The sequence below is a fragment of the Helicobacter mastomyrinus genome, from assembly GCF_039555295.1.
Classification (GTDB): Bacteria; Campylobacterota; Campylobacteria; order Campylobacterales; family Helicobacteraceae; genus Helicobacter_C; species Helicobacter_C mastomyrinus.
Window position 1 is genome coordinate 793,611 of sequence record NZ_CP145316.1, and the last position, 21,955, is coordinate 815,565.

General features: G+C 38.6%; 20 protein-coding genes. 12 read left to right on the forward strand and 8 right to left on the reverse strand.

From position 1 onward, the window contains the following. From V3I05_RS03965 to V3I05_RS03980, 4 genes are read right to left on the reverse strand one after another with little or no spacing between them, the layout of a single operon-like run. Positions 1-714, reverse strand: a complete 714-nt coding sequence (locus V3I05_RS03965; RefSeq protein WP_343354081.1) for a di-trans,poly-cis-decaprenylcistransferase — start codon at positions 712-714, stop codon at positions 1-3. 5 nt (positions 715-719) lie between these two features. Beyond that, entirely contained in the window at positions 720-1,193 is a 474-nt protein-coding gene (locus V3I05_RS03970) for an acyltransferase (RefSeq protein ID WP_343354083.1), read from the reverse strand. A gap of 1 nt (position 1,194) precedes the next feature. Next, complete coding sequence (locus tag V3I05_RS03975) at positions 1,195-2,865, reverse strand: N-6 DNA methylase (protein WP_343354085.1); 1,671 nt, start codon at positions 2,863-2,865, stop codon at positions 1,195-1,197. 38 nt (positions 2,866-2,903) lie between these two features. After that, a complete protein-coding gene (locus tag V3I05_RS03980) occupies positions 2,904-3,734 on the reverse strand; it encodes a flagellar hook-basal body protein (RefSeq protein ID WP_343354086.1) in 831 nt (276 codons plus the stop codon). Positions 3,735-4,128: 394 nt separating this feature from the next. On the opposite strand from V3I05_RS03980, the gene V3I05_RS03985 reads away from it, so the two are divergent. The 9 genes from V3I05_RS03985 (at position 4,129) to V3I05_RS04025 (ending at position 13,185) form a co-directional block, all read left to right on the forward strand. Then, on the forward strand, positions 4,129-5,274 hold the full coding sequence (locus V3I05_RS03985) for a pyridoxal phosphate-dependent aminotransferase family protein (RefSeq protein WP_343354087.1): 1,146 nt from the start codon (positions 4,129-4,131) through the stop codon (positions 5,272-5,274). Continuing rightward, positions 5,271-5,912: a pimeloyl-ACP methyl esterase BioG family protein gene (locus tag V3I05_RS03990; RefSeq protein WP_343354088.1), complete on the forward strand. Its 642-nt coding sequence runs from the start codon at positions 5,271-5,273 to the stop codon at positions 5,910-5,912. The genes V3I05_RS03985 and V3I05_RS03990 overlap by 4 nt, the downstream gene beginning before the upstream one ends. Beyond that, on the forward strand, positions 5,900-6,628 hold the full coding sequence (locus V3I05_RS03995; protein ID WP_295697774.1) for a methyltransferase domain-containing protein: 729 nt from the start codon (positions 5,900-5,902) through the stop codon (positions 6,626-6,628). The genes V3I05_RS03990 and V3I05_RS03995 overlap by 13 nt, the downstream gene beginning before the upstream one ends. 113 nt (positions 6,629-6,741) lie before the next feature. Further along, positions 6,742-7,722, forward strand: a complete 981-nt coding sequence (locus V3I05_RS04000) for a FecCD family ABC transporter permease (RefSeq protein WP_425531741.1) — start codon at positions 6,742-6,744, stop codon at positions 7,720-7,722. Next, the gene (locus V3I05_RS04005; RefSeq protein ID WP_300742491.1) at positions 7,719-8,498 is read left to right on the forward strand and encodes an ABC transporter ATP-binding protein; all 780 of its coding nucleotides are present in this window, start codon (positions 7,719-7,721) and stop codon (positions 8,496-8,498) included. Before V3I05_RS04000 ends, V3I05_RS04005 begins: the two co-directional genes overlap by 4 nt. Then, entirely contained in the window at positions 8,495-9,301 is an 807-nt protein-coding gene (locus V3I05_RS04010; protein WP_295697783.1) for an ABC transporter substrate-binding protein, read from the forward strand. Before V3I05_RS04005 ends, V3I05_RS04010 begins: the two co-directional genes overlap by 4 nt. An 80-nt stretch (positions 9,302-9,381) precedes the next feature. After that, the gene (locus V3I05_RS04015; RefSeq protein WP_343354090.1) at positions 9,382-10,794 is read left to right on the forward strand and encodes an MBOAT family O-acyltransferase; all 1,413 of its coding nucleotides are present in this window, start codon (positions 9,382-9,384) and stop codon (positions 10,792-10,794) included. Next, on the forward strand, positions 10,794-11,963 hold the full coding sequence (locus V3I05_RS04020) for an SGNH family hydrolase (protein WP_343354091.1): 1,170 nt from the start codon (positions 10,794-10,796) through the stop codon (positions 11,961-11,963). Before V3I05_RS04015 ends, V3I05_RS04020 begins: the two co-directional genes overlap by 1 nt. Before the next feature lie 10 nt (positions 11,964-11,973). Next, entirely contained in the window at positions 11,974-13,185 is a 1,212-nt protein-coding gene (locus V3I05_RS04025; protein ID WP_343354093.1) for a GDSL-type esterase/lipase family protein, read from the forward strand. Between the two features lie 128 nt (positions 13,186-13,313). On the opposite strand, the gene V3I05_RS04030 is transcribed toward V3I05_RS04025, so the two are convergent. The 4 genes from V3I05_RS04030 to hemH are packed head-to-tail and all read right to left on the reverse strand — an operon-like array spanning position 13,314 to position 19,777. Further along, entirely contained in the window at positions 13,314-15,359 is a 2,046-nt protein-coding gene (locus tag V3I05_RS04030; protein ID WP_343354097.1) for a hypothetical protein, read from the reverse strand. Between the two features lie 21 nt (positions 15,360-15,380). Beyond that, the gene (gene ccsA / locus V3I05_RS04035) at positions 15,381-18,224 is read right to left on the reverse strand and encodes a cytochrome c biogenesis protein CcsA (protein WP_343354098.1); all 2,844 of its coding nucleotides are present in this window, start codon (positions 18,222-18,224) and stop codon (positions 15,381-15,383) included. Beyond that, on the reverse strand, positions 18,224-18,826 hold the full coding sequence (locus tag V3I05_RS04040; protein ID WP_295697796.1) for a thioredoxin fold domain-containing protein: 603 nt from the start codon (positions 18,824-18,826) through the stop codon (positions 18,224-18,226). Before V3I05_RS04040 ends, ccsA begins: the two co-directional genes overlap by 1 nt. Next, the gene (hemH, locus tag V3I05_RS04045) at positions 18,827-19,777 is read right to left on the reverse strand and encodes a ferrochelatase (protein ID WP_425531746.1); all 951 of its coding nucleotides are present in this window, start codon (positions 19,775-19,777) and stop codon (positions 18,827-18,829) included. Positions 19,778-19,857: 80 nt separating this feature from the next. Here hemH and V3I05_RS04050 point away from each other — a divergent pair, with 80 nt between their 5' ends. The 3 genes from V3I05_RS04050 to V3I05_RS04060 are packed head-to-tail and all read left to right on the forward strand — an operon-like array spanning position 19,858 to position 21,868. Beyond that, a complete protein-coding gene (locus V3I05_RS04050; protein ID WP_343354100.1) occupies positions 19,858-20,286 on the forward strand; it encodes a hypothetical protein in 429 nt (142 codons plus the stop codon). A 2-nt stretch (positions 20,287-20,288) separates the two neighbouring features. Further along, complete coding sequence (locus V3I05_RS04055) at positions 20,289-21,023, forward strand: 16S rRNA (uracil(1498)-N(3))-methyltransferase (protein WP_300446679.1); 735 nt, start codon at positions 20,289-20,291, stop codon at positions 21,021-21,023. Next, on the forward strand, positions 21,020-21,868 hold the full coding sequence (locus tag V3I05_RS04060; protein WP_343354102.1) for a prephenate dehydrogenase: 849 nt from the start codon (positions 21,020-21,022) through the stop codon (positions 21,866-21,868). The genes V3I05_RS04055 and V3I05_RS04060 overlap by 4 nt, the downstream gene beginning before the upstream one ends. Positions 21,869-21,955 lie beyond the last annotated feature (87 nt).

The following is a 21,955-nucleotide window of genomic DNA, read 5'->3' on the forward strand; positions in this document are numbered from 1 at the left end:
CTATTTTAAAGCGCCAAATCGCCTCTGCTTGAGATAGAATGCCTCTAAGATTCCATCTAGCTCATCTGTGCGTAGATTAGGCCAAAGTGTGGGGGTAAAAAATAGTTCTGCATAGCTTGATTGCCAGAGCAAAAAATTTGATAGGCGGCTCTCCCCACCTGTGCGGATAAGCAAATCTACATTAGGCAGTGTAGCTGTATCCAAATTAGCATTAATGAGTGTGATTGCCTCCTGCGGAGTAAGTGTACTTATCTCCTCTTTGCTAAGGCTTTGTGCTATTTTGATAAAAGTTCGTGCTATCTCATTATGCGAGCCATAATTGAGCGCGAGAATCTGCGTGAGATTGGTGTGATTTTGCGTGAGATGCTCTAGCTCTAAAATAGCATTTTTTAACGTATGGCTAAAAATGCTAATATCCCCTATGGCACGGAATCTAATATTGTTTTTCATATACACGGGCTTTTCATTGTGCAAATATTTCTCTAATAGCTTCATTAGGAAATCCACCTCCACCTTAGGACGTTTCCAATTTTCAGTAGAAAAGGCATAGAGTGTAAGATAGGGAATTTTTTGGTTAGCACACCATTGTGTTACGTCACGCACAATTTTTGCGCCCTCTTTATGTCCATGTGTGCGCTTTTTACCTTGACTTTGCGCCCAACGTCCGTTGCCGTCCATTATGATAGCAATATGCTGTAAGGAGGGCTTTTTCATATTTGCTACCTTATAGAATCTACCAATGGACGCAAGAATCTTGCGGGATTACCGACATAAAATCCACTTTGCATAATATCTTTGCTCACCACAGCTCCCGCACCAATCACCACATCATCGCAAATATTCACGGGCAAAATCGTGGCATTTGAACCAATACTCACGCGATTTCCAATATTTGTAGATTTCCACATATCTTTACTCGGTGCGGGAGCACCTTGAGAGAAGGTATCGTTGATAAATACCACACTATGCCCGATGAAGCAATCCTCCCCAATACACACAGATGAGCAAATAAAGCTATGGGATTGCACACGTGTGCGTTTGCCAATATACACATCACATTGTATCTCACAAAATGGTCCTACAAACACATCTTCACCCAACGTGCAGCCATAGAGGTTGCTAGGGGTAATAATCACTACATTTTTGCCACATTTCACATTCACAATGCCTACTTCTTTGATTATTGGATTCACACTAGCCTCTCAATGCTTGTAGTTTATCTTGTATATCTTTAAGCTGTGCGGCATAGGATTCTATTTGCGTGAAAGTCTGCTGCGCGTGGAGTGTGAAATCATTAGGTATAGGGAGCTGCTCTAAATCGAGGGGATTGAGATTGCCTAGATTGCGCTCATAAAGCTTTGAAAGCATTTGCTGTCCTTGTGTAGAGAAAAGATAGCAGTAAATCCCTATGGCAATTTCTGGACTTTTTGAACGCACGATAATGATTCCGGCATTTGCCACTATTTTAGCATCTTTCATCGCTGGGCTTAAAATGGTAAATTTAGGCATCGTGCCACGAATGGATATAGCGATGTCATAGGGTTTTAAGCTGTATTTGTGAATCTTATGTATATCACCCTTAAATCGCTGTGTAGAAAACTCATAGCAAAATCCATAATCTGTAAAATCTGCAATGCCTAAATCAAAATAGATAATCTTCTCATCTTTGCTCCCACCATAGACACGCTGCCCTCGAAATACGCTTGTGCCAAGTGCGCTTAGGGTTGTGTGATTTGTATGGCTTGAAGTGGGCTTTTGGACATAGGCGCTCACACTTAAATCGTGCGGGTTGATTTGAGAAAGGGGCGTGAGGGAGGAATGCTCCCCTGTGTGCTTGTAGCGATAAATATCAAGCAATTCTTTGAGGTGGATAAGGCGATTGTATTTGCCATCTTTATGGTAAAAATATGGCGTGTTAGCGTTAATATGAAGTATAGATTCATTATTGGGAGAAAGCACAATGATAGAAAAATCATAGGTTTGATGGGGGAAAATATTTTTAGGTAGCTCGATGATAGATTCTATCAATCCCTCCTCACATAGCCTCTCTCGCAATCGCCCTTCTATGGAAGATTTCAGCAAGGTTTGTGTGCGGAGGATAAACACGCCCTTATCCTTAAGATAGGAAAGTGAATGGATAAGAAAAAGTAGCTCGGGGTAGGTCTTAATCAATGTCTCATAAGTAGCAAAACGTTTATCTTCTTTTAAAAATTGTGTGCCGATATGGCTATCAAGCGGGGGATTGCAAATGATTTTATCAAATTTTTGATGCTTAAACTGCTCATTTTTAAGGATATTATTCAAAAGCAAATGCGAGGAGCTAAGATCTAAAATCTTGCAAATAATCTTAGCTATTCGCACTAATGCACTCTCTAGCTCCTCACCGTAGAGTTCAAACTGATGAGCGGCATTAGCAATAGCAAAAAACAAGCTCCCCATACCATAGCAGGGGTTATACACACTTTGAGATTGTTTGATATCAAGTAGCCCTACGAGCAATTCATTAATCTCTAAAGGCGTCGAATAGGAAAAAAGCTTATGTGTGGTCTTTTTTTGCGTGATAATGTGTAAAAACTCTTCAATCGTGCGGTTTGAAACGTCATTTCCCAAGATAACTTTTAGAATCTTTAGCAAATTGCAATGCGGATTAAGCGGAGTGTAAAGCTCCTCTCCTAGCGCGCTTTTAAGGGCATTAGCATATTCTTCATAAATAGGCTTTCGTTTTACTGCAAGGGCGATGAGAGATTCTATAAAATCGGGACAATGACGTTTGAGATAAAACATCTCTAGCATAATAGCAATAGAATCAAACATATCAATATGATAGCGTTTGATATATTCAAAGCAGTTAAGCAGCTCTTTCATCATTCCCCTTAAGAAAATTGCATTAAAATCATATCTCTTTAAGCACGGACAGCAAGCTTTGTAATTGCTTCTGTATTGAGATCGTCCATATGGCTTCTCATTACTTTAGAATACATATCCACAAGGCGATTAGTCTCAATCAACGCAGTCATCTCACGCACCGCATTGACATTGCTTTTTTCTACAAAGCCTTGTGTGAGGACATCATTATATACGATTTCTCGTTCATTCTCGCGCTCTTTTGGGTATTCATAGAGATTTTTACCCACTTTTTTTAAATATCGCGGATTCTCAAAGCCCACTATGGCAAGTGCGCCGAGATTGATTTGCTCGGCGATGGCGTCATTATTAAGATTGCGGACATAGATATTGCCATTCTTATCAGCCTCAAGGTGCAATCCCGCAGAGACTACAAGCCCCTCACCAGAATCTAGCCCATTGCGACTAAGCACCAAATACCCATCTTTATTGACAATCTGCCCATCGCTATTGATATTAAAGCTCCCATCACGGGTATAGCGGATTCCATCAGGTGTTTGGATAGCAAAAAAGGCATTTTCACGTTGGAGGGCGAAATCAAGCGGATTATCCGTTTGAGTGAGATTCCCCACGCTTCTATCGGTGTATTCCTCACTGATGATAGGCACTCTATCAAGTGTGCGATTGAGAAATTTAGCAGCCTTGCGTGTGTGGTCTTCTATGGGAAGCTGCTCTTTGTGCGTTTCATAAAGTCGCAAATAATCACCAATCACCACGTCATCGCGCTTAAAGCCTGTGGTGTTGAGATTGGCTAAATTATTTGAGATTAAATCAAGGCGGTTAAACTGCGTTACCATACCGCCAGTGGTGTTATAATATCCGCTTTGCATAAAGCCCCTTTATGATGAAATTACCCCCATTGAAAAGCAAAACATATTCCTTAATATTCAAAAAACATATAAAAATTCATAGAACCAGCAAGGCTTTGTGCATTACAAATCATTTTGACATCATAAAGAGATAGCACAAAGCAGGAAATATTATCACTAGGGCTACTCTAAAGACAAATATAAGATATTATAGATTCCTTAAGGTGAATGGCAATGCTAGAGCTGATAAAACCGAGAAAATTGTTAGAATCTTAACAATTTTGTAAAGTAGAAGGGATTTTTGAGTGGTAAGGGAAGCTATGATATGATTTTAGAATCTTACTTAGAGAAAATGAAATAAGAAGCGTAAGAGGAAACTGATATGTATTTTAAAAATTTTGTAAAAGACTAAATAATGCCACTTGATACGATTTTAGCAGATCTTAAAACACAAGGCAACTATCGCCGTTTAAAAACCCTTACACACGAGGGGCAGTATGTATATTTTAAAGGGCAAAAATTGCTTAATCTTGCCGGGAATGATTACCTTCATTTAACTAAAGATGAGGGCTTAAAAGATGAGTTTTTGCGCCAACTTGATGCAAAAGATTTTTATCTTTCAAGCTCAAGCAGCAGGAGCTTAAGTGGGAATTTTAGCATTTACGAAAAATTTGAAAGCAGCCTAGCAAAGTCTTTTCAAAATAAAGAAGTTTTACACTTTAATAGCGGCTATCATTTGAATCTTTCGTGCATACAAGCTCTAAGCACCCTACCAAACACCCTTTTAATCGCTGATAAACTCATACACGCAAGTGTGATTGATGGCTTGAGATTGGGTGGAAGCAGGTTTTTGCGCTTTAAACATAATGATTTAGAATCTTTAGAAAATTTACTCAAACAATATCACAAAGACTATGAGCATATGATCATTATTACCGAAGCACTTTTCAGTATGAACGGGGATTTCGCACCCTTAAAAGAACTCACAGAGTTTAAAAAACGCTATCAAAACATCTTACTCTATGTCGATGAGGCGCATTCTGTGGGCTGTTTTGATGAAAGTGGACTAGGTTATGCAAAAAGCTTAGGACTAGATAAGAAAATAGATTTTTTAGTTTTCACCTTTGGCAAAGCCATCGCCTCTGTAGGTGCGTGTATGCTGTGTAGCAGTGATTTTAAAGCATTTTTTATCAATAAAGCAAGGGCGTTTATCTACTCTACTGCCCTCCCGCCTTTAAATGTCGCTTGGAGTCATTTCATTTTTGCAAATCTTGCAAGATTCCATAATCAAAGGCAAAATCTGCATAACATAAGCCATTTTTTTAAAGATGCGCTTTTAAAACAAGGCTTTAAAATATTAGGCGATGAATATATCATCTCCTTGCTTTGTGGGAGCAATGCAAAAGCCGATATGATTTCCAACAATCTTTTGCAAGGAGGCATTTTCGCCCCAGCGATTAAAGAGCCTACTATCCCCAAAGGCACATCACGCATTCGCTTCTCTCTCAATGCCGCACTCAATGAGGCACATATAGAATCTATCATCAAGGCGTTGTTATGAAATATACTTTTTTGCATACTCACGCACAGAGCGAGAAATGTATTATATTTTTTGGCGGATTTGCTACTCAAGCAGCACATTTTGCACATCTTAGCGCGGATTGTGATGTGATTATGGTGTATGATTACAGGGATTTTGTGCTACCTCAAGCATTTTTTGATAGCCTCGCTTCATATGAGATGCTCTACCTCATTGCCTTTTCTATGGGGGTGAGTATCGCACCGCATTTTATCTCTACTTTTAACCTTCATCGCAAAATTGCCATTAATGGCACAAATATCGGCATTGATAGACATTTTGGGATTCACCCGCTTGTGTTTAAAAAGACTATCTCACATCTTAATGTGCCTGATTTTAAAACCGCGCTTTTTGGCACACAAAGCGATATGCCCCTAAGCCCTAAAGATAAGCTACAAGCAGAGCTACAAAGCCTTTATAATTATGCGCTAAATAAGCCTCACTTGCAAGATTTTAGCTATGATGTAGCATTTTTATCGCTAAATGATAAGATTTTCCCCTTTAGTGCTTCAAAGGTATTTTTTGATTCACGCATTCCGCCTGTGCGTATTGTGGAATCTCCCGCGCCGCATTTTGCATTCCTAGCCTTTCAAAGTTGGGAGGAAATATGCACTATTTAGAGCGATTCCTCCAAGCGAAGCATACTTACGCGCAATCCGCTTTAATCCAAAGGCAAATGCGCCATAGACTCGTTGAGATATTAAGTCGCACACACAGGAGGGAATTTACACATATATTTGAGTTTGGCGCGGGTAATGGAGAGCTTATGCGCTTACTCACGCCGATATTGCATTATGAATCTTATATTTGCAATGATATTAACGATTATGGCGTAGATTTGAGGGATTTGCCAAATGTGGAATATCATATTTTTGATATGGCACATTTACGCAACAGCCCTTTGTGGCAATGCAAATTTGATTTAATCCTCTCTAATGCCTCTCTGCAATGGCTTGATTTTGAAAAGAGCATAAGCGAGATTCATAGCATTCTCGCCCCCAATGGCTTGTGTCTTTTAAGCACATTTGGGCAGAAAAACTGCTATGAGGTAAGGGCTATCACACATCAGGGACTGCCCTATATGGAGCTAGGAACGATGCGTGATATATTGACTCAATATTTTGAGATTCTCTATTTTCACGATGAGCTATTGAGTTTGCAATTCCCTAGTGCGCTTGATGTGTTTAGGCATTTAAAGCAAAGCGGTGTGAATGCCCTGCAAAGAGGTGGCTACATCTCTAAAAAAATGCTTACAGAGTATGAATTGCAATTTCATAACACACTCACCTACCACCCCATCTACCTACTCCTTTCTTGCAGAACAAAACGTATTTAAAAAATAATATTATTTATTATTTTTATTTTAACCTTTCTGTTTTATAATCTCTAATTATTCTAGTAAAGTGATTTATACAAGTATCATAAAGTTATTGATTCAAGGTTTATATGGTGATTTCTCGTGTTCATATTATTAAGTATGGCTTGATATGTTTGTATATCTTGGGAGTAGGCATATCTATGCTTATAGGTGATGAGATATGGAGTATATCTCGCCTTTTAGGGGTATTTTTTAGCACAGAAAGTAAAGTAGGAGTGGATAAAAGCATTTTATTTGATGTGCGCTTGCCACGTATCATAATGGCAATACTCATTGGTATGCTCCTTGCATCGTGTGGTTGCGTTACACAAAGTATTTTTGCCAATCCCATAGCTGATCCCTATATTATTGGCATAGCTTCAGCAGCTACCTTTGGAGCAGTGGTGGCTTATGCAATAGGTTTGGCTGATTTTTATTTTGGCATACTAGGATTTGTCTTTTGTGCTGCCTTTTCATTGCTAATTTTTAAGCTCCACAAATATGCTAACATCACTACCTTGCTCATCATTGGCATAGCCATTTCTTCATTTTTGGGTGCGCTCACTTCGCTTTTTATCTACTACATTGGAGAAAGCTCGTTTAAAATTGTGGCTTGGCTTATGGGATATTTAGGACTTAGCTCGTGGGATAAGGTGGGGATTCTCTGTATCCCGCTTATATTGTGTATGCTCTATTTTTATATGTATCGCTATGAGATGAATATTATCCTTAGTGGCGATGAGGAGGCACGGAATCTTGGCGTAGATGCCACAAGGCTTAAACGCAACTTGCTTATTGTTTCATCATTTGGTGTAGCCTTTAGTGTGGCATTTAGCGGATTGATTAGCTTTGTGGGATTGGTAATCCCCCACATCGTGCGATTATTGCTTAAAGATTATAATAATGCCATTGTTTTACCTTTATGCACGGCTTTAGGTGGTATCTTTTTGCTATTTTGTGATGGGATTGCACGAAGTGCGCTTAATGTAGAATTACCCATAGGGATTATTACCGCATTTTTTGGTGCGCCTCTCTTCTTGTATCTTGCATTATATGCTAGGAGAAGTATATGAGTGTGCGTGTGAATGGCTTAGAATATCGCATTGATAATAAAATATTATTACAAGATGTGTCATTTTGCATTACACAGGGCGAATTTGTAGGTATTCTAGGACCTAATGGCTCAGGCAAAAGCACATTGCTAAAGCATATACTCGGCATTATCCCATTGCAAAAGGGTAGCATTACGCTCTTTGATAAACCTATAGAATCTTATGATATGAAGCAGCTCTCACATCTTATTGGCTTTGTGCCTCAAAAATCAGGCATAAATATGCCTCTTTTAGTACAAGATGTGCTACTTATGGGGCGATATAGCGCATTAAAAAGTATGTTTGGCGGATATACAAAGGACGATTTAGAATCAATGCGGGAGTTAGCAAATACACTCAAAATAGAATCTTTTTTAACGCGCAATATCCTTTCACTTAGTGGAGGCGAATTCCAACGTGTTTTGCTCGCAAGAGCATTGCTTAAGAATCCCCGCATACTTTGTCTTGATGAGCCCACCTCTGCGCTTGATTTACATTTTTCTATCGAGCTTCTTTCCTTGTGTGAGGATTATATCCGCACGCATAATATCGCCATAATAGCTATTTTACACGATGTGAATCTCGCCTCCCTCTTTTGCCATCGCCTCATTTTTCTTAAAAACGGACAAGTGCGCTATGATGGGAAAAGTGATGAGCTACTCAAGCCACCAATATTAAAAGACATTTATGGATTAGAATGCGAAGTAATGTCTCATAAGGGCAAAGCGCATATTATTATTTCAAAGGAGTATGTATGAAAATTTTTCTCTGTATGATTGGTTTTGTGTGTATGGTTTTTGCACAAGAGAGATTAGTGGTGCTAGACCCGGCAAGTATTGAGATTATCTATGAGCTTGGGAGTGGAGATGAGATTATCGCTATTGCACATTTGCAGCATAGTAACATCGCCCCAAAAGATAAAACATCAAAGCTACCAAGTGTGGGGAGCTTCTCAAATCCTTCCATTGAAAAAATCATTTCTTTTAAGCCTACGCTTGTGATTCTTAGCTCGTATTCTTTGGGATTGCAAGAGCGATTAGCGCAATTAGGGATTAAAACAATGTATCTTCAAGCAAAAAGATTAAGTGATTTGGAAAAAAATATTACCACCCTAGCCACCTTGCTTCATAAGGAAAAAGCCGGTATCGCGCTTAATAACCGCATTAAAGAAGAGTTTTTGCTTCTAGAACAAGAGCCTTTAAACAAAAGCGCACTTTTTCTCTTCTCAAGCAACCCTCTTATGGGATTCACAGATAATTCTGTGATAGCCGATATATTTGCCCTTATTGGCGTGAAAAATGTAACACCCCCAAGTGAGATAGATCGCCCCATTATCTCAAGTGAGTTTATTTTAAAAACAAATCCAGATATGATTGTTCTAGGCATTGAAGCTAAAGATTCACAAATACTTCTAAAACAAAATCCCGCCCTAAAAAACACAAAAGCAGCAAAAAATAATCATATTTTTGCCTATCCACATACTTATTCTCTTTTGCGCGTAAGTCCTAGCATAGTAGAACATATCAAGGCATTTAAAGAGATATTACAAAATAAAGAGTAGAAACTTAAAGCAGGTATCTTAAGTGAGTTTTATGTTATAATCTATCACTTAAGATACCTCCAACCACAAGAGAATGTGTAATGAGTTTTTTTTCTATTGAATTTAGTATTCTCCTATTGCTATTTTTTATTCTATATTGGAGCATTCCATTCTTATCGTGGCGTAACCTCTCTCTCCTTGCTTTTAATTACCTTGTTATTTATCTTTTTAGCCCCTATTTTGCCCTCATTGTGCTTATCTATACCTGCCTTGTGTATTCCCTTGCTCTTTTTATCGATAGCTTGCGAACGCGTTTTGCGCTTCTTGCTTCTATGATATTTGTGTTACTTTTTTTGTGTTTCTTTAAATATTATTCATATATTAAAGATGAGTTTGACGCGCTTCTTGCGCTTTTGGGGCTTGATTTTTTAGAAATAGATATTATCTTTCCCTTAGGCATTAGCTTTTATACCTTTGCTTCTATCACCTATTTGTGCTCTGTGTATGAAAATAGCAAATACCTTGCACAAGATGATTACTATCAAGAAGAGAATCCTGCACTAGAAAGCTTTGTTGGGGTGGCGACTTATCTTTCATTTTTTGCTACTTTTATGGCAGGTCCCATTATGAGAAGTGAATCTTTCTTCTCTCAATATCACACAAAACGTGAGTTTGGCTCGATTGATATGATTATTACCCTTATATTATTTGGATTTGTGAAAAAGGCAATTATTGCAAACTATTTAGGCATTTATGCTATGCCTATCTTAAATACCCCTTTTGAATACCATGCTTTAGAGCTTTTAAGCGCACTTTTTGCATACAGCATTCAGCTTTATTGTGATTTTAGCGGATATGTAAATTTAGTTTGTGCGTTTGGACTTATGCTTGGATTCACCCTGCCGCTTAACTTTAATATGCCCTATATGGCAAAAAATTTGAAAGATTTTTGGAGTAGATGGCATATTAGCCTCTCAACCTTCATACGTGATTATATCTATATCCCACTTGGTGGAAATAAAAAGGGTTTTTTGAACACACAACTTTTTGTGCTTATCGCTTTTGGGCTTTCTGGCTTATGGCATGGCAATACTCTAACTTTTCTTATTTGGGGGCTAATGCACGGCTTCGGTATTGTTTGGCTCAATGTGTTACGAAAACTTGGAATTGATTTACATAATGTGCCTTTTGTAGGAGCATTTTTTACATTCCTTTTTGTAAGTTTTTGCTGGATTTTCTTTTACTATCATTCGCTTGAAGAGGTGAGAGGATTTTTTCTTGCATTTTATTATGGCTTTACTCTACCTGTGCCATTTTATACGTGGGCGTTACTTGGTGGATTTCTTGTGCTTTTTGTATGTTATCCTCTTATGCACGATTCTATGGAAATATGCCAAAAAGCCTTAGCTTTTATTCCGTGGATTATTAAACCCATCATTTTAAGTGTCATTTTTACGTTATGTATTGTCATTATGCCCTCTGGCATACCTCATTTTATTTATGCGAGTTTCTAATGCAGCAGGCAAAATTTATATTTATCGCCTTTTTCACACTTTTGCAGCTTCTCATCATACTGCATAGCTCCATACTCATATATATAGAGCAGCAATACCACAATTTTAGTGAATCCCAGCATCCCCTTACCCAAGTCTTAAATATTATCTATCAAAACACAATGCTACAAGAGAATATACTTTTTACCTATACAGATGGTGCTATAAATACTCTCAATACCCTCTCTAGCAATTTTTTTAGTTTTCATCAAAGCCCTCAAAAAACAGCAGCAAAGGAGCAAAGTAAAACACCACATTCTACTCCATCTCTTAAACCTCCCATTTCAAAAACTACTCCCCCTCCCCCGCACAATCCCCATAGTGAAGTAGCCAAGAGTATACCCATAGAGGATACTCGCCATTTTTTTAATCATAAAGAATCTTCCCATACGGAGATACAAGCAGAAGTAGCAACAAACCAACCTCAAAAGATTCAGTCTCCCATAGTGGAGAGTTACACACCTATACGCGCTATTAGCAATCCCCGAATAAAGATTGAAGAAGGCTCATCTGTCCTACTTGTGGGAGATTCTATGATGCAAGGTGTCGCCCCCTATATGCTAAAAACCTTTAAAAAAGTGAATCTGCAAGGAATCGACCTTAGCAAACACAGCACAGGCTTAACCTACAAGCATTATTTTGATTGGGCGGAGGCAATTAAAGATGCCTTTAGTAAAAATGACAATATTGCCCTTGTGGTTGTGCTTTTGGGTGCAAACGATCCTTGGACGATAAAGAAAAATATTGCCTTTAAAAGCCCTTTATGGGAGGAAATCTACACTCAGCGCATAGAAGAAATCCTTATCATAGCCCAATCCAATGGCGCTCGTATAGTTTGGTATGAGATTCCTTCTGTGAGAGAAAAATCCCTTAATGATAAGCTTATGTATCTTAATAGCCTGTATGAGCGCGAAATGAGAAGTGGTGGGGAATATTTTTTACAGAGCAATGGCATTGTTACACAAGGGGGGAAGTATTCTGCGTTTATCAAAAATAAAAGTGGCAAAAGTGTGCAAGTGCGCGATGATGATGGGGTACATTTCACTTCAAAGGGATATCAAATAATGGCAAATATCTTTCTCAATGCACTTGAGATTAACCCCCTAGAAGATTCTATAAAAAAGCAATAGGGGAAATGCTATGAAAATATGCCTGCTCTATTTGTGTTTGTGCGTATTTGCATTTTGTGCAGATTATCCACTCAAATCCATAGGTATTGCTTTGGGCAAACCCGAGCAAGTCGCCAAGATTCCCACATTAAGCAAGAACCTCTTAGAATCTACAAGCGGTATAAAAAACTACCAAAATGGCATATCTCCCACTTTTAAAGCAAAGCTACAAACAAGGGAAAATCTCATTATTAGAATCTTGGGAGATTCACATATTGCTGGGGATTTTATCTCCCATAGGCTACGAGGATTGATGTTTGAAGAATATACTTTTGGTTTGGTGTATCCTTTATTTCCTGCTTATCATCAGCATATCGCCCTCAAACATGAAAGCTCTAATTTTGAAGTCCTCAATTCTCGCGATAATGAGCTTGATGAATATCCCTTGGGTGGCATAGTGGCAAAACCTATAGAGCTACCCGCTCATATCACACTCTCACCTCAAAACACCACAGAACAAACCCTAAGCAAAATCATATTCAAATCCACTAACCAAAATAGTGCGCTTGTAATTGAGGACAGCGCAAAGCAGCAATTTATTATTAACGCTAAACATCCCTTTGTATGGCAGATTCTCACGCTTAAATTACGCTATCCTATCACCATTCACGCCCTCAACGAAAAAGTGCTGCTTGGAGGGTTATTTATCTCCAATGAAGAAGGCGCAAACAATATCATTGAGAATCTTGGTATCAATGGAGCTAAGGCAGATATTTGGCTCAAATGGGATAAAGAGCTGTTTATGCAGCAAATGCGTATCCTCCCAGCAGATTTATATATATTATGCTATGGCTCAAATGACGCACTTTATAGTAATTTTAACGAAGCACTTTTTTTGAAAAATTATGGCAATTTGATTGACACCATAAAGGCAGCAAATCCAAATGCAAATATTTTACTCCTATCGCCTCCGCCTGTAGTGCAAAAGGTAAGCAATGCGACAAAACGTAAAAAAGCCGTATATAAACTCACCAAAAATGCCAACCCTGTTAAAACTGCCATTGCTAAACTTGCTAAAGAGAAGCAAATAATGCTTTTTAGTATGGAGGATTTTATCAATGAAAGCGGAGGCAAAGCTAAATGGGAGAGTGCCAATCTCGCAAAACCCGATGTGCATTTACTCCCTAATGGTTATAGACTCATCGCCGATAAACTCTATTATGAACTTATGAAACTTGAATAATCCACAAATTTTATTTAAGAGAGTCTATCTTGCAAAAAAGCGATGTTAAATAGCTTAAATAAAGGTTAGCTTGATATGCCTACTTACTTGTTATTTTTACTCAAAACGTATCATTTATATCAAAAATCTTATTTAAAAAGATTATTAAGCAATTTTTGCGCTCCTTCTTTTACCCTATCATCTTTAATATATTTATCAATGGCTTGTTCTGCACCTTGAGTGATTGCCTTACTCGCTTCAGCCTTAATCAGCTCATTTGCATCAATGCTAATAGTGGGTGAGGAGAGGCTATTGCGAGCTTTGAGATAAATATATTTATCTTTGATTTGGAATTTTACATCAGCATTAATCGTGCCTTTATCTGTGTCAATACTCGCTCCTTGTGCGGCAATAGTAGTATTAGCACTTTTTAAGCCAATATCAGTAGTGATGATATTTTTATCAATCACCGCATTTAACCCCGCATTTTCATAGCTTTCTTTTGTAATATCCGTCTTTAGGTATTTAGCAGTCAACCCTGTTACTTGATTAGGCATCAGTTTGCCATTGCTAAGAACAGCTTTGAGCGTGCCTTTTTCTGTTAAGGTATCATAGTTTAAATCCCCATTCATATCCGAGCTAAAGACTTCAGGGAGTTGCACAATTTTGAAAAGTTTTAAGGTATTGACATCTTTTAATGAAGCGGTGAGTTTATTGCCATCAAGCACAGCATCTATATTACCCCCGAGCGATTGTGTATAAAAATCTGCATAGAGGTTCTCTGCGAGTTTAGCTATACCTGTGGCTTTGAAATCCCCGGCAAGTTCCACACCAGTAGCAAATTTAAGCTTTTTGAGATTAGGGATAGTGGCTTCATAAGGAGCAGAAAATATCATATCGTTAAGATTGATGCTTGTTTTTGCAAGTTTTACCTGTGCTATATCAGAATCTAAAGTCGTATTTGCCTCCCCTACGCCCTTATCAAGCCCTATATTAGATTTAAGCGTGAATTTGGTACTAGGCATATCTAAGTCCATCTCCTTTTTCATTACGGCGTTATTAGTCGTGCCAGAGAGCGTGAGGGCTGTTGTCGTAGAAATCCCCGCGTCCAAATCGCTCACTACCGAATCTAAATTCAAATTCATAGTCGCATAGCGTGGCATATATATCATCCATAAAAGCGTATCTAGACGTAAATTTTTAATATGTGCTTCAGCAGTCTTAGGTGCGAGTTCTTCAAGTGTGGCAGTATAGGTGGTAGTAGAGTTTGCCACGTCCGAGCTACCATTTATCACTAAAGATTCTATTCCACCCTTAACTTTACCCTTTGTGCTAAAAGCTCCTCGTATAGGCATTCCTACCAAAGGCGTGAAAGCAGATAAATCGCTTAGGCTCACATCATAGGTTGTTTGCGTGGTAAGTTCATTAATGAGCGTTTGCCCTTGAGAGTGGATATTGCCAATATTGGCATTGAAACTAAGGTCGTGATTAAGTTTATCCATATCAAAAAGGGCATTGAGTGTAATCACAAATGTGGTCTTTGGCACATCAATTTCAAAATCTTTTTTAATTAATGCGCTATCAACCAAGCCTTGCGCAACACCCAAAAGCGCATTACCATTAAAATTCATCTCCGCATCGCCTTTGATATCTGCTTCAAGATTAAGTGCCCCACTTGCATAAGGCTTCATGCCACCCATAGCAAGAGCTTCTCTAATTTGCAAGTCTTTGATATGTGCCTTAATAGAAGTAGGTGAATAATCCTCTAAAAGCAGCACAATATCAGTAAAAGATTTTGCAATATCACTTATAGTGTGAATTTCAAGGCGATTGAGCGTGCCTTTAAGCGTGGTATTAATGATAAATGCACCCTGCAATGGCGTATCCACAAGTTCCCCTAGCGGAGAAATATCCCTCGCATCAACTTTGAATATCAAATCAAGTGTTTGGGAAAAGAGGGAGAAATCTCCATTAAGCGTAATGAGAATCTTATCATTATGCGTGATAAGCACATCTATGCTTGAAAATCCTAGAGAGAATTTCTCCACATCAAGCTTGATAGACGCATAATTGTCCACTTGTCCTTGAATGATACTCTTTACCAACGCATTACCTGGAGGTGTGAAAAGCACTCCAAGAATCAGTACTATGAGTGCTAGAAAGATACCAAGTATCCACAAAAGTATTTTTTTCATTTTGTCCTCCATTAAAGCGATTTAAGAAATTTTAGGCATTTCAAGCTGTCTACCTCTACTTGCTCCAAGTATAAGCACAAAGATTAAAGCCACCATAATTTTTACCCACAATGGCACAGGTACAGCCTCGCCCGCAGCATAGCTGTGCATACCGGAGAGATAAAAATTCACCCCAAAATATGTCATAAGGATTGAGAAAAAGCCTACCACAGAAGCAGTAGCGAGAATAAAGGGGAGATTATGCTTAAAGACAAAGCGCAAATGCAAAATAATCGCATACACACCTATGCTAATAAGCGCCCAAGTTTCTTTAGAATCCCAGCCCCAATATCGCCCCCAAGATTCATTTGCCCAAATCCCACCGAGGAAATTCCCCACTGTGAGTAAAAATAGCCCTAGAATCATACCCATTTCATTAAGCGCACTTAGCGATAGAATAGAATTATCAATATTTGCCTTCACTTGCGAGGAGAAGTTAATCTTTGAAGCCCTTAAGACAAACATCACAAGCGTGATAAGCCCTAGCATAAAACATAATCCTAAGAATCCATAACTTGCAGTAATCACGGATACGTGGATATTGAGCCAATAGGATTTCAGCACAGGGACGAGATTCCCAATCTGTGGGTCCATAGAACCAAGATGTGCGACAAAAAGTGTAATACCCGAAAGGAAACTCGCCGCACATAATGCGAGATTTGAGCGTCTAAAGCATATCACCCCAGAGAGGATAGCTGCCCACGCAATATAAAGCATTGATTCATAGGCGTTGCTCCAAGGAGCGTGTCCGCTCACATACCACCGCAAAGCTAATGCACAAGTGTGAATCACAAATAATGCAAACAAGAGGGCATAAAATACTTTATGCACGAGTGCTCTCATAGGCTTATTAGTGAGAATCCCGCTTAGTACGACAATGAAAAATATAATGCTTATAAAGATATAAGGATATATGAGCTGGTGAAAGGGATTGTAGGTATTGAGCAAGATTTCAGAATCCACTTTCGCATCAGATATAAGCGTATTTTCACCATATTGCTGCTGATAGGAGCGCATTTCCTGCACGGCTTTTATGGCTTGCTCCCATTGATTATTTGCTAATCCATTTTCCATACCTTCTGCGAAATCTTTATAAATATGTAAAAGCTGCGTTGCCCTCACCGTATCGGCTGCTGCTACTGCAGAGCTAATGGCTTCAAGTGGATAGAGCCATTGATTGTTTTCTACTTTACTATCGGGGAAGATTCTAAGCACCTGCCCGGTGTAAATGAGAAATGCTACGTTAATGCGCTCATCTACGCTAATCACATCTTTTTCAAAGGTATCACGTAGGGCAGGATCCTTACGATTAGCCTCTTCTACATAATTTTGCAAAACATACTGCCCATCAGCAAAGACATCATTAAAAGCAATATACTTTTGATTTTCATCAGTGCCTAGAATCTGCCTTAGTTTGGGGCTTTTAGTCACTATCATTTGCACACTTTGCCACTCTTGCGGATAAAAAATCATACCTAAAAAGATTTGTGTAGGATTTAAGCCTAGAAAGGTATTTTTTTGTGTGATTTTATGAATGTAGTCATTTGTAAGTGTGTGGAGTGGCTTTGTGCGTCCGCCAAAGTCTTGCACAAGGACTTTGTTAAATTCTTGAGTAAGTGGGGTTGAATCCTGCAAAGCCTTTATCATCGTAGGAATATCCTGTAAATGTAGCATATTCTTTGTCTCTTGAGTAGCAGTATGCGTACTATCTATTTCGTGCGTGGCGGCAATATTTGGCATAGCATAGGTATTTTGAGGCAATGTGAGTAAAGCTAGAACAACACACAGGACAAAGGCAAAAAAATGCTGTGTTTTTAAGAATCTCCCTAGCATAGCAAAACGTCCATTTTTATCAAAAAGCAGCCATATCACACCGATGATGAGCATAGTATAGCCGATATAAGTAGGATTTTTGCCCGGGTCATTATTCACAGAGAGAATTGTGCCGCCCTCATCTTGGTGATAAGAGGATTGGAAAAAGCGATAGCCGCCATAATCAAGCACATTATTCATAAAGATTCTAAAAGGCATAGGTGGCCTATCTCCATCAAGCACTTCTACTTGTGAGGCATACGAGGCAGGGGAGTTTGACCCTGGATAGCGCTCAAGCTCAAAATTCTTAAGCGTAATTTTGAAAGGAAGTGGAATATGATCGACACCCCACGCAAAATAAACCTTATATCCATCTATTTCACGTATTGTAATACCCTCTTTTTTAGGGGCTTCATCGCCATCTCTTACAAGCATTATATGAAAATCCTTGTCTAAAAAATTCATATCAGCATTGAGCAAAAAGATACCATTAGGGACATTATCCTTCATAAGTTCGCCTGTTTCAAGCTTTAAGGGCTTGTCAAAAAAATCAATTGTACGTTTGATATGGCTATTGATTTTATCATCTATAAAAGTGGGAATCTTCGCATATTGTGTATCACCCTGTGGATTTACTACTTGGATGAAGATATAATGCTCACTTGTGCTAATGGTATTTGCACTTTCCCCCTCTCTTATACTCATAAGCCCCTCAAAGCCAAAATGCCGTGTAATTCCTGCCCCGATAATAATCACAATAAAAGAGGCATGCAAAAGTAAAGAGGCATATCTCTTCCTCTCCCACGCTTTTGAAGCGATCAAGCAACCAATAAGGGAAAGCAAAAGCCACAAATGCAACATTTCAAACCAAAAGGCATTATATACATAATACCGCGCTGCCATTGTGCCATCAAACTTTTCAATAAATGTCGCTATCCCGCAGGCAATAGCATATATAGCCATTAACACAAGCACCACTTTCATAGAGCAAAACAGGCTTTTAATAATACTCATTAGAGCAATTCCTCTCTTATCTCATTATTGATTTGTTTAACGTCTTTACCTTTCCATTTGCCACTTGCCATATAATCTAAGATTTTAATCATAGATTCGCTAGGGAGGTAGCCGGGCAGCTCATAAATACTCTTGCCTTGCGTATCTACAAACACAAGTGTAGGTGTGGGACGCAAAGGAGATTTAACATAGGATTCTATAAGCTGGTGGGTATTAAAGCTTTGGGTATCCTCACCTCTATAGAGGATATGCTTTTTTGTGTAGCTAGAATTGATATAATAAGGCAAGAAGCGCTCTTGAAGTGTTTGCTTCAGCTGGGAATTTTGCGCAATATCACCTTTTAATTTATCGCAATAAAAGCAGTTATTTCTTGCAAAAATAAAAAGCGTGAGTTTGTCATCTTTGTTTGTATAGAGATGTTTAGTATCTAAAAATACATCCTCTAATCCGGCATAACTCGCCCTATCTACACTTTCAGCTTGTTTAAGAATCTCATCTGCATTTTTTGCTCCTGTGGAGATTTTCACCTCCTGCTCCTCGCTACAAGCCCATAAAAATAAGCCCATAATGCCACCCATGGCATATATTGTAATACGTCTCATTTATTCTCCTTGTTCTTCAATAATATTCATAATAGTATCGACGAAATGCTCACTATCATTAAAGCAGCTGCATACGCGATATTCTGGCACTCCTAAACTTTTAGCAAGATTAGCATAAAGAATCTTTAGCTCAAATTCCGTCTCCGAATTATCCAAGCTAAAAGAAAGCGGAAAGAGTATCATTTTATGCTTTTTATATTTTGTGATACCCTCTTTTGTGCTGGGACTTAGCCATTTTACAGGTGTGGCTTTAGACTGATAGACTAAATCGATTTTCTCAAAATGTATGTCTTTTTGATGAAGGGCAGATTCTAGGGCTTTGAGATTTTCCTCGCAATGCTGCTGATAAGGGTCGCCCTCTTTGATTCTTGCTTGTGGAAGGCTATGGGCAGAAAGAAGCAACACAAACTCCTCCGCCCTATCTCCATTGAGTGCTTCATCCACGCTCCGCACGATACAATCAATATAGCCACTATGTGTATGATAATGTGAGATTTCACGCAATATCGGGGTAAAGGCAAGATTTTCCAATGCGGCTTTCGCATCAAGCAAGGAAGAATGAATCGTAGAGCTGGAAAATTGCGGGTAGAGGCTAAAAAGGACAAGTGATTGAATACCCTGTTTTTGTATGTCCTCTAGCACATTATAGGCAAATGGCGGAGTATAGCGCATAGCATAAGTATAAAATCGCTTAGAATCTTTAGCATTAAGCTTATTGACAAGATTAAGCGTATGGGCGGTAAGTGGAGACTTGCCACCGATAGCTTGATAATTTTTTTTTGTATCCTCAAGACGTTTATTAACGATAAAACTCGCTAACATTTTACGCATAAAATCATTTTTGATTCCCAAAATCAAAGGGTCATTAAACATATTTTTTAAAAAGTTTTCTATCTCAAAAATGCTATTCGGTGCGCCCATATTGAGTAAAACAACAGCCTCTGATTTAATGGGGAATCCTTTTAAACTTGGGGTTAAAAATTTTAAGTGATAATAAACTACTAAGGTTAATCATCAATCAAGGAGAAGCTATGCAAGATTTTGATTCACTCAGTTTGCAGGAGACTTTTATAAGCCTTTTGCTTTATCATAAAATCTTTGCTTATTTTTTTGCATTGCCCTTTGTTTTAAACCTCCTCACGCTCTTTTTTGCTTCAAAGAATCTTGTGCGTATGAATAAAAAGATATGGTTTATTGCACCTATTACATTCTTTTTGCTTTCTGTAAGTGTGCTAAGTGGCGTGAATCTGTGGGTGTTTGGAGATATTAAGCTTAGTCTCCCACTTATTGCTATGATAACATTTTGTATTTTTGTGTTTGTGGGAGAGCTTTTCCGTATAAAGATTCTCAAAGTTGCTAAACGCACGAGCTTTGCTGCTATGCAAAGCTATGTGAAATTTTGCAAGATTCTCTATGGGCTTGATTTGCTTTTCTTTATTTTGCTTATATGGCTTGTGTAATAATGCAGTTTTTACACCATAATAATGCAGGAGAGGCACTTTTATGCGTAAGCGGAGAGGAATTTACTCATTTAGCTAAAGTGCGCCGTTGCAAAACAGGAGATGTGGTTAAGGTGCGCAATTTGCACGATGAATATTTGCATACTTATAAAATTATGCAAATACAAAAACGTGACATGCTTTTATCTTTACTCAATAGTGAGAAAGTGCCTCATATCAGGGCTTCTTTGCATTTATTATGGGCGATTATCGAGCCAAAAATCATTGAAAAAACGCTCCCTATGCTTAATGAATTAAACGTGGGGGGCATTAGCTTTTTTTATGCGGAATATTCACAAAGGCAATTTATGCCCTCTTTAGAGAGAATGCGCAGAATCTGCATTCAATCCTCACAACAATGCGGGAGGGGAGATTTGATGTCTTTAGAGCTGTACAGGGGATTTGATGAGGTATGTGCACGATATGCACCCTTTTATGCCTTTGATTTTGAAGGAGAGGATATCTGTGAATGGAATGTACTTGAAAGTTTGCATAATACAAACAACAAAACGCAATATATGCCACCTTTACGCATTATGGTAGGACCTGAGGGGGGCTTTAGCCCAAAAGAAAGGGCGCAATTTGCACAAATCATAACTTTACGTGATAGACTTATTTTGCGCAGTGAAAGTGCTTGTGTGTTTTTAGCAAGTATGGCAAAAATATGGCAGAGTATCAATACAAGGGGGAGCAAATGAAAATTGGCATTATTGGTTTAGGGCTTATGGGTGGCTCTATGGGCTTGGCTTTAAAAGACATAGGGCAGATTCAGCAGCGATATATTAATAGAATCTTGGGCTATGATAATAATCCTCTCCACGCACAGCAAGCCTTAAATCTCGGGCTTATTGATGAATGTGTCGCATTAAATGAAATATGGCAATGCGATGTAGTGTTTTTGAGTGTGCCTCTTGGCGGGATTATAGAGATTATCCAATCCCTCACACCTGATATGATACACCCGCAAATCACGCTTATTGATGTGGGCGGAGCAAAGGTGGAGATTCTAAAAAGTATTCCCGAATGGCTAAGGACATATTTTGTAGGAGCGCACCCGATGTGTGGGACGGAGTTTTTTGGTCCTAGTGCGGCATTAGCAGAGCTGTATAAAAACAATATTGTGATTTTGACAGATGTGGAGCAAAGCGGAGCATATCAAGTCGAAGTAGCAAAGGATATTTTTATTAGCATTGGTATGAAGATTCTCAAAATGTCCGCACAGGAGCACGATAAGCATATTGCGCTTATATCACATATGCCTCATATTATGAGTTATGCCCTCGCAAATGCCACCCTTGCACAAGAAGACCCACAAACGATTCTAGCGCTTGTGGGCGGGGGATTCCGCTCGATGAGTAGAATTTCTAAGAGTTCGCCACTGATGTGGAAAGATGTCTTTAAGCAAAACAAAGACAATGTACTTCAAGCGATGGCTTATTTTCAAGATAAGTTTGAAGAAGCAAGGATATTACTAGAAAATGAGGATTGGGAGGGTTTAGAGACGTTTATGGCGCAGGCAAATATGCTGCATAAATTTTTATAGCCCTGCTTTTTTCATTTAAAAACGAGAAGCTACCCTATCAATATTCACTCCATATTTATGCAGTATTGCTGCTTTGCAAAAACTTTC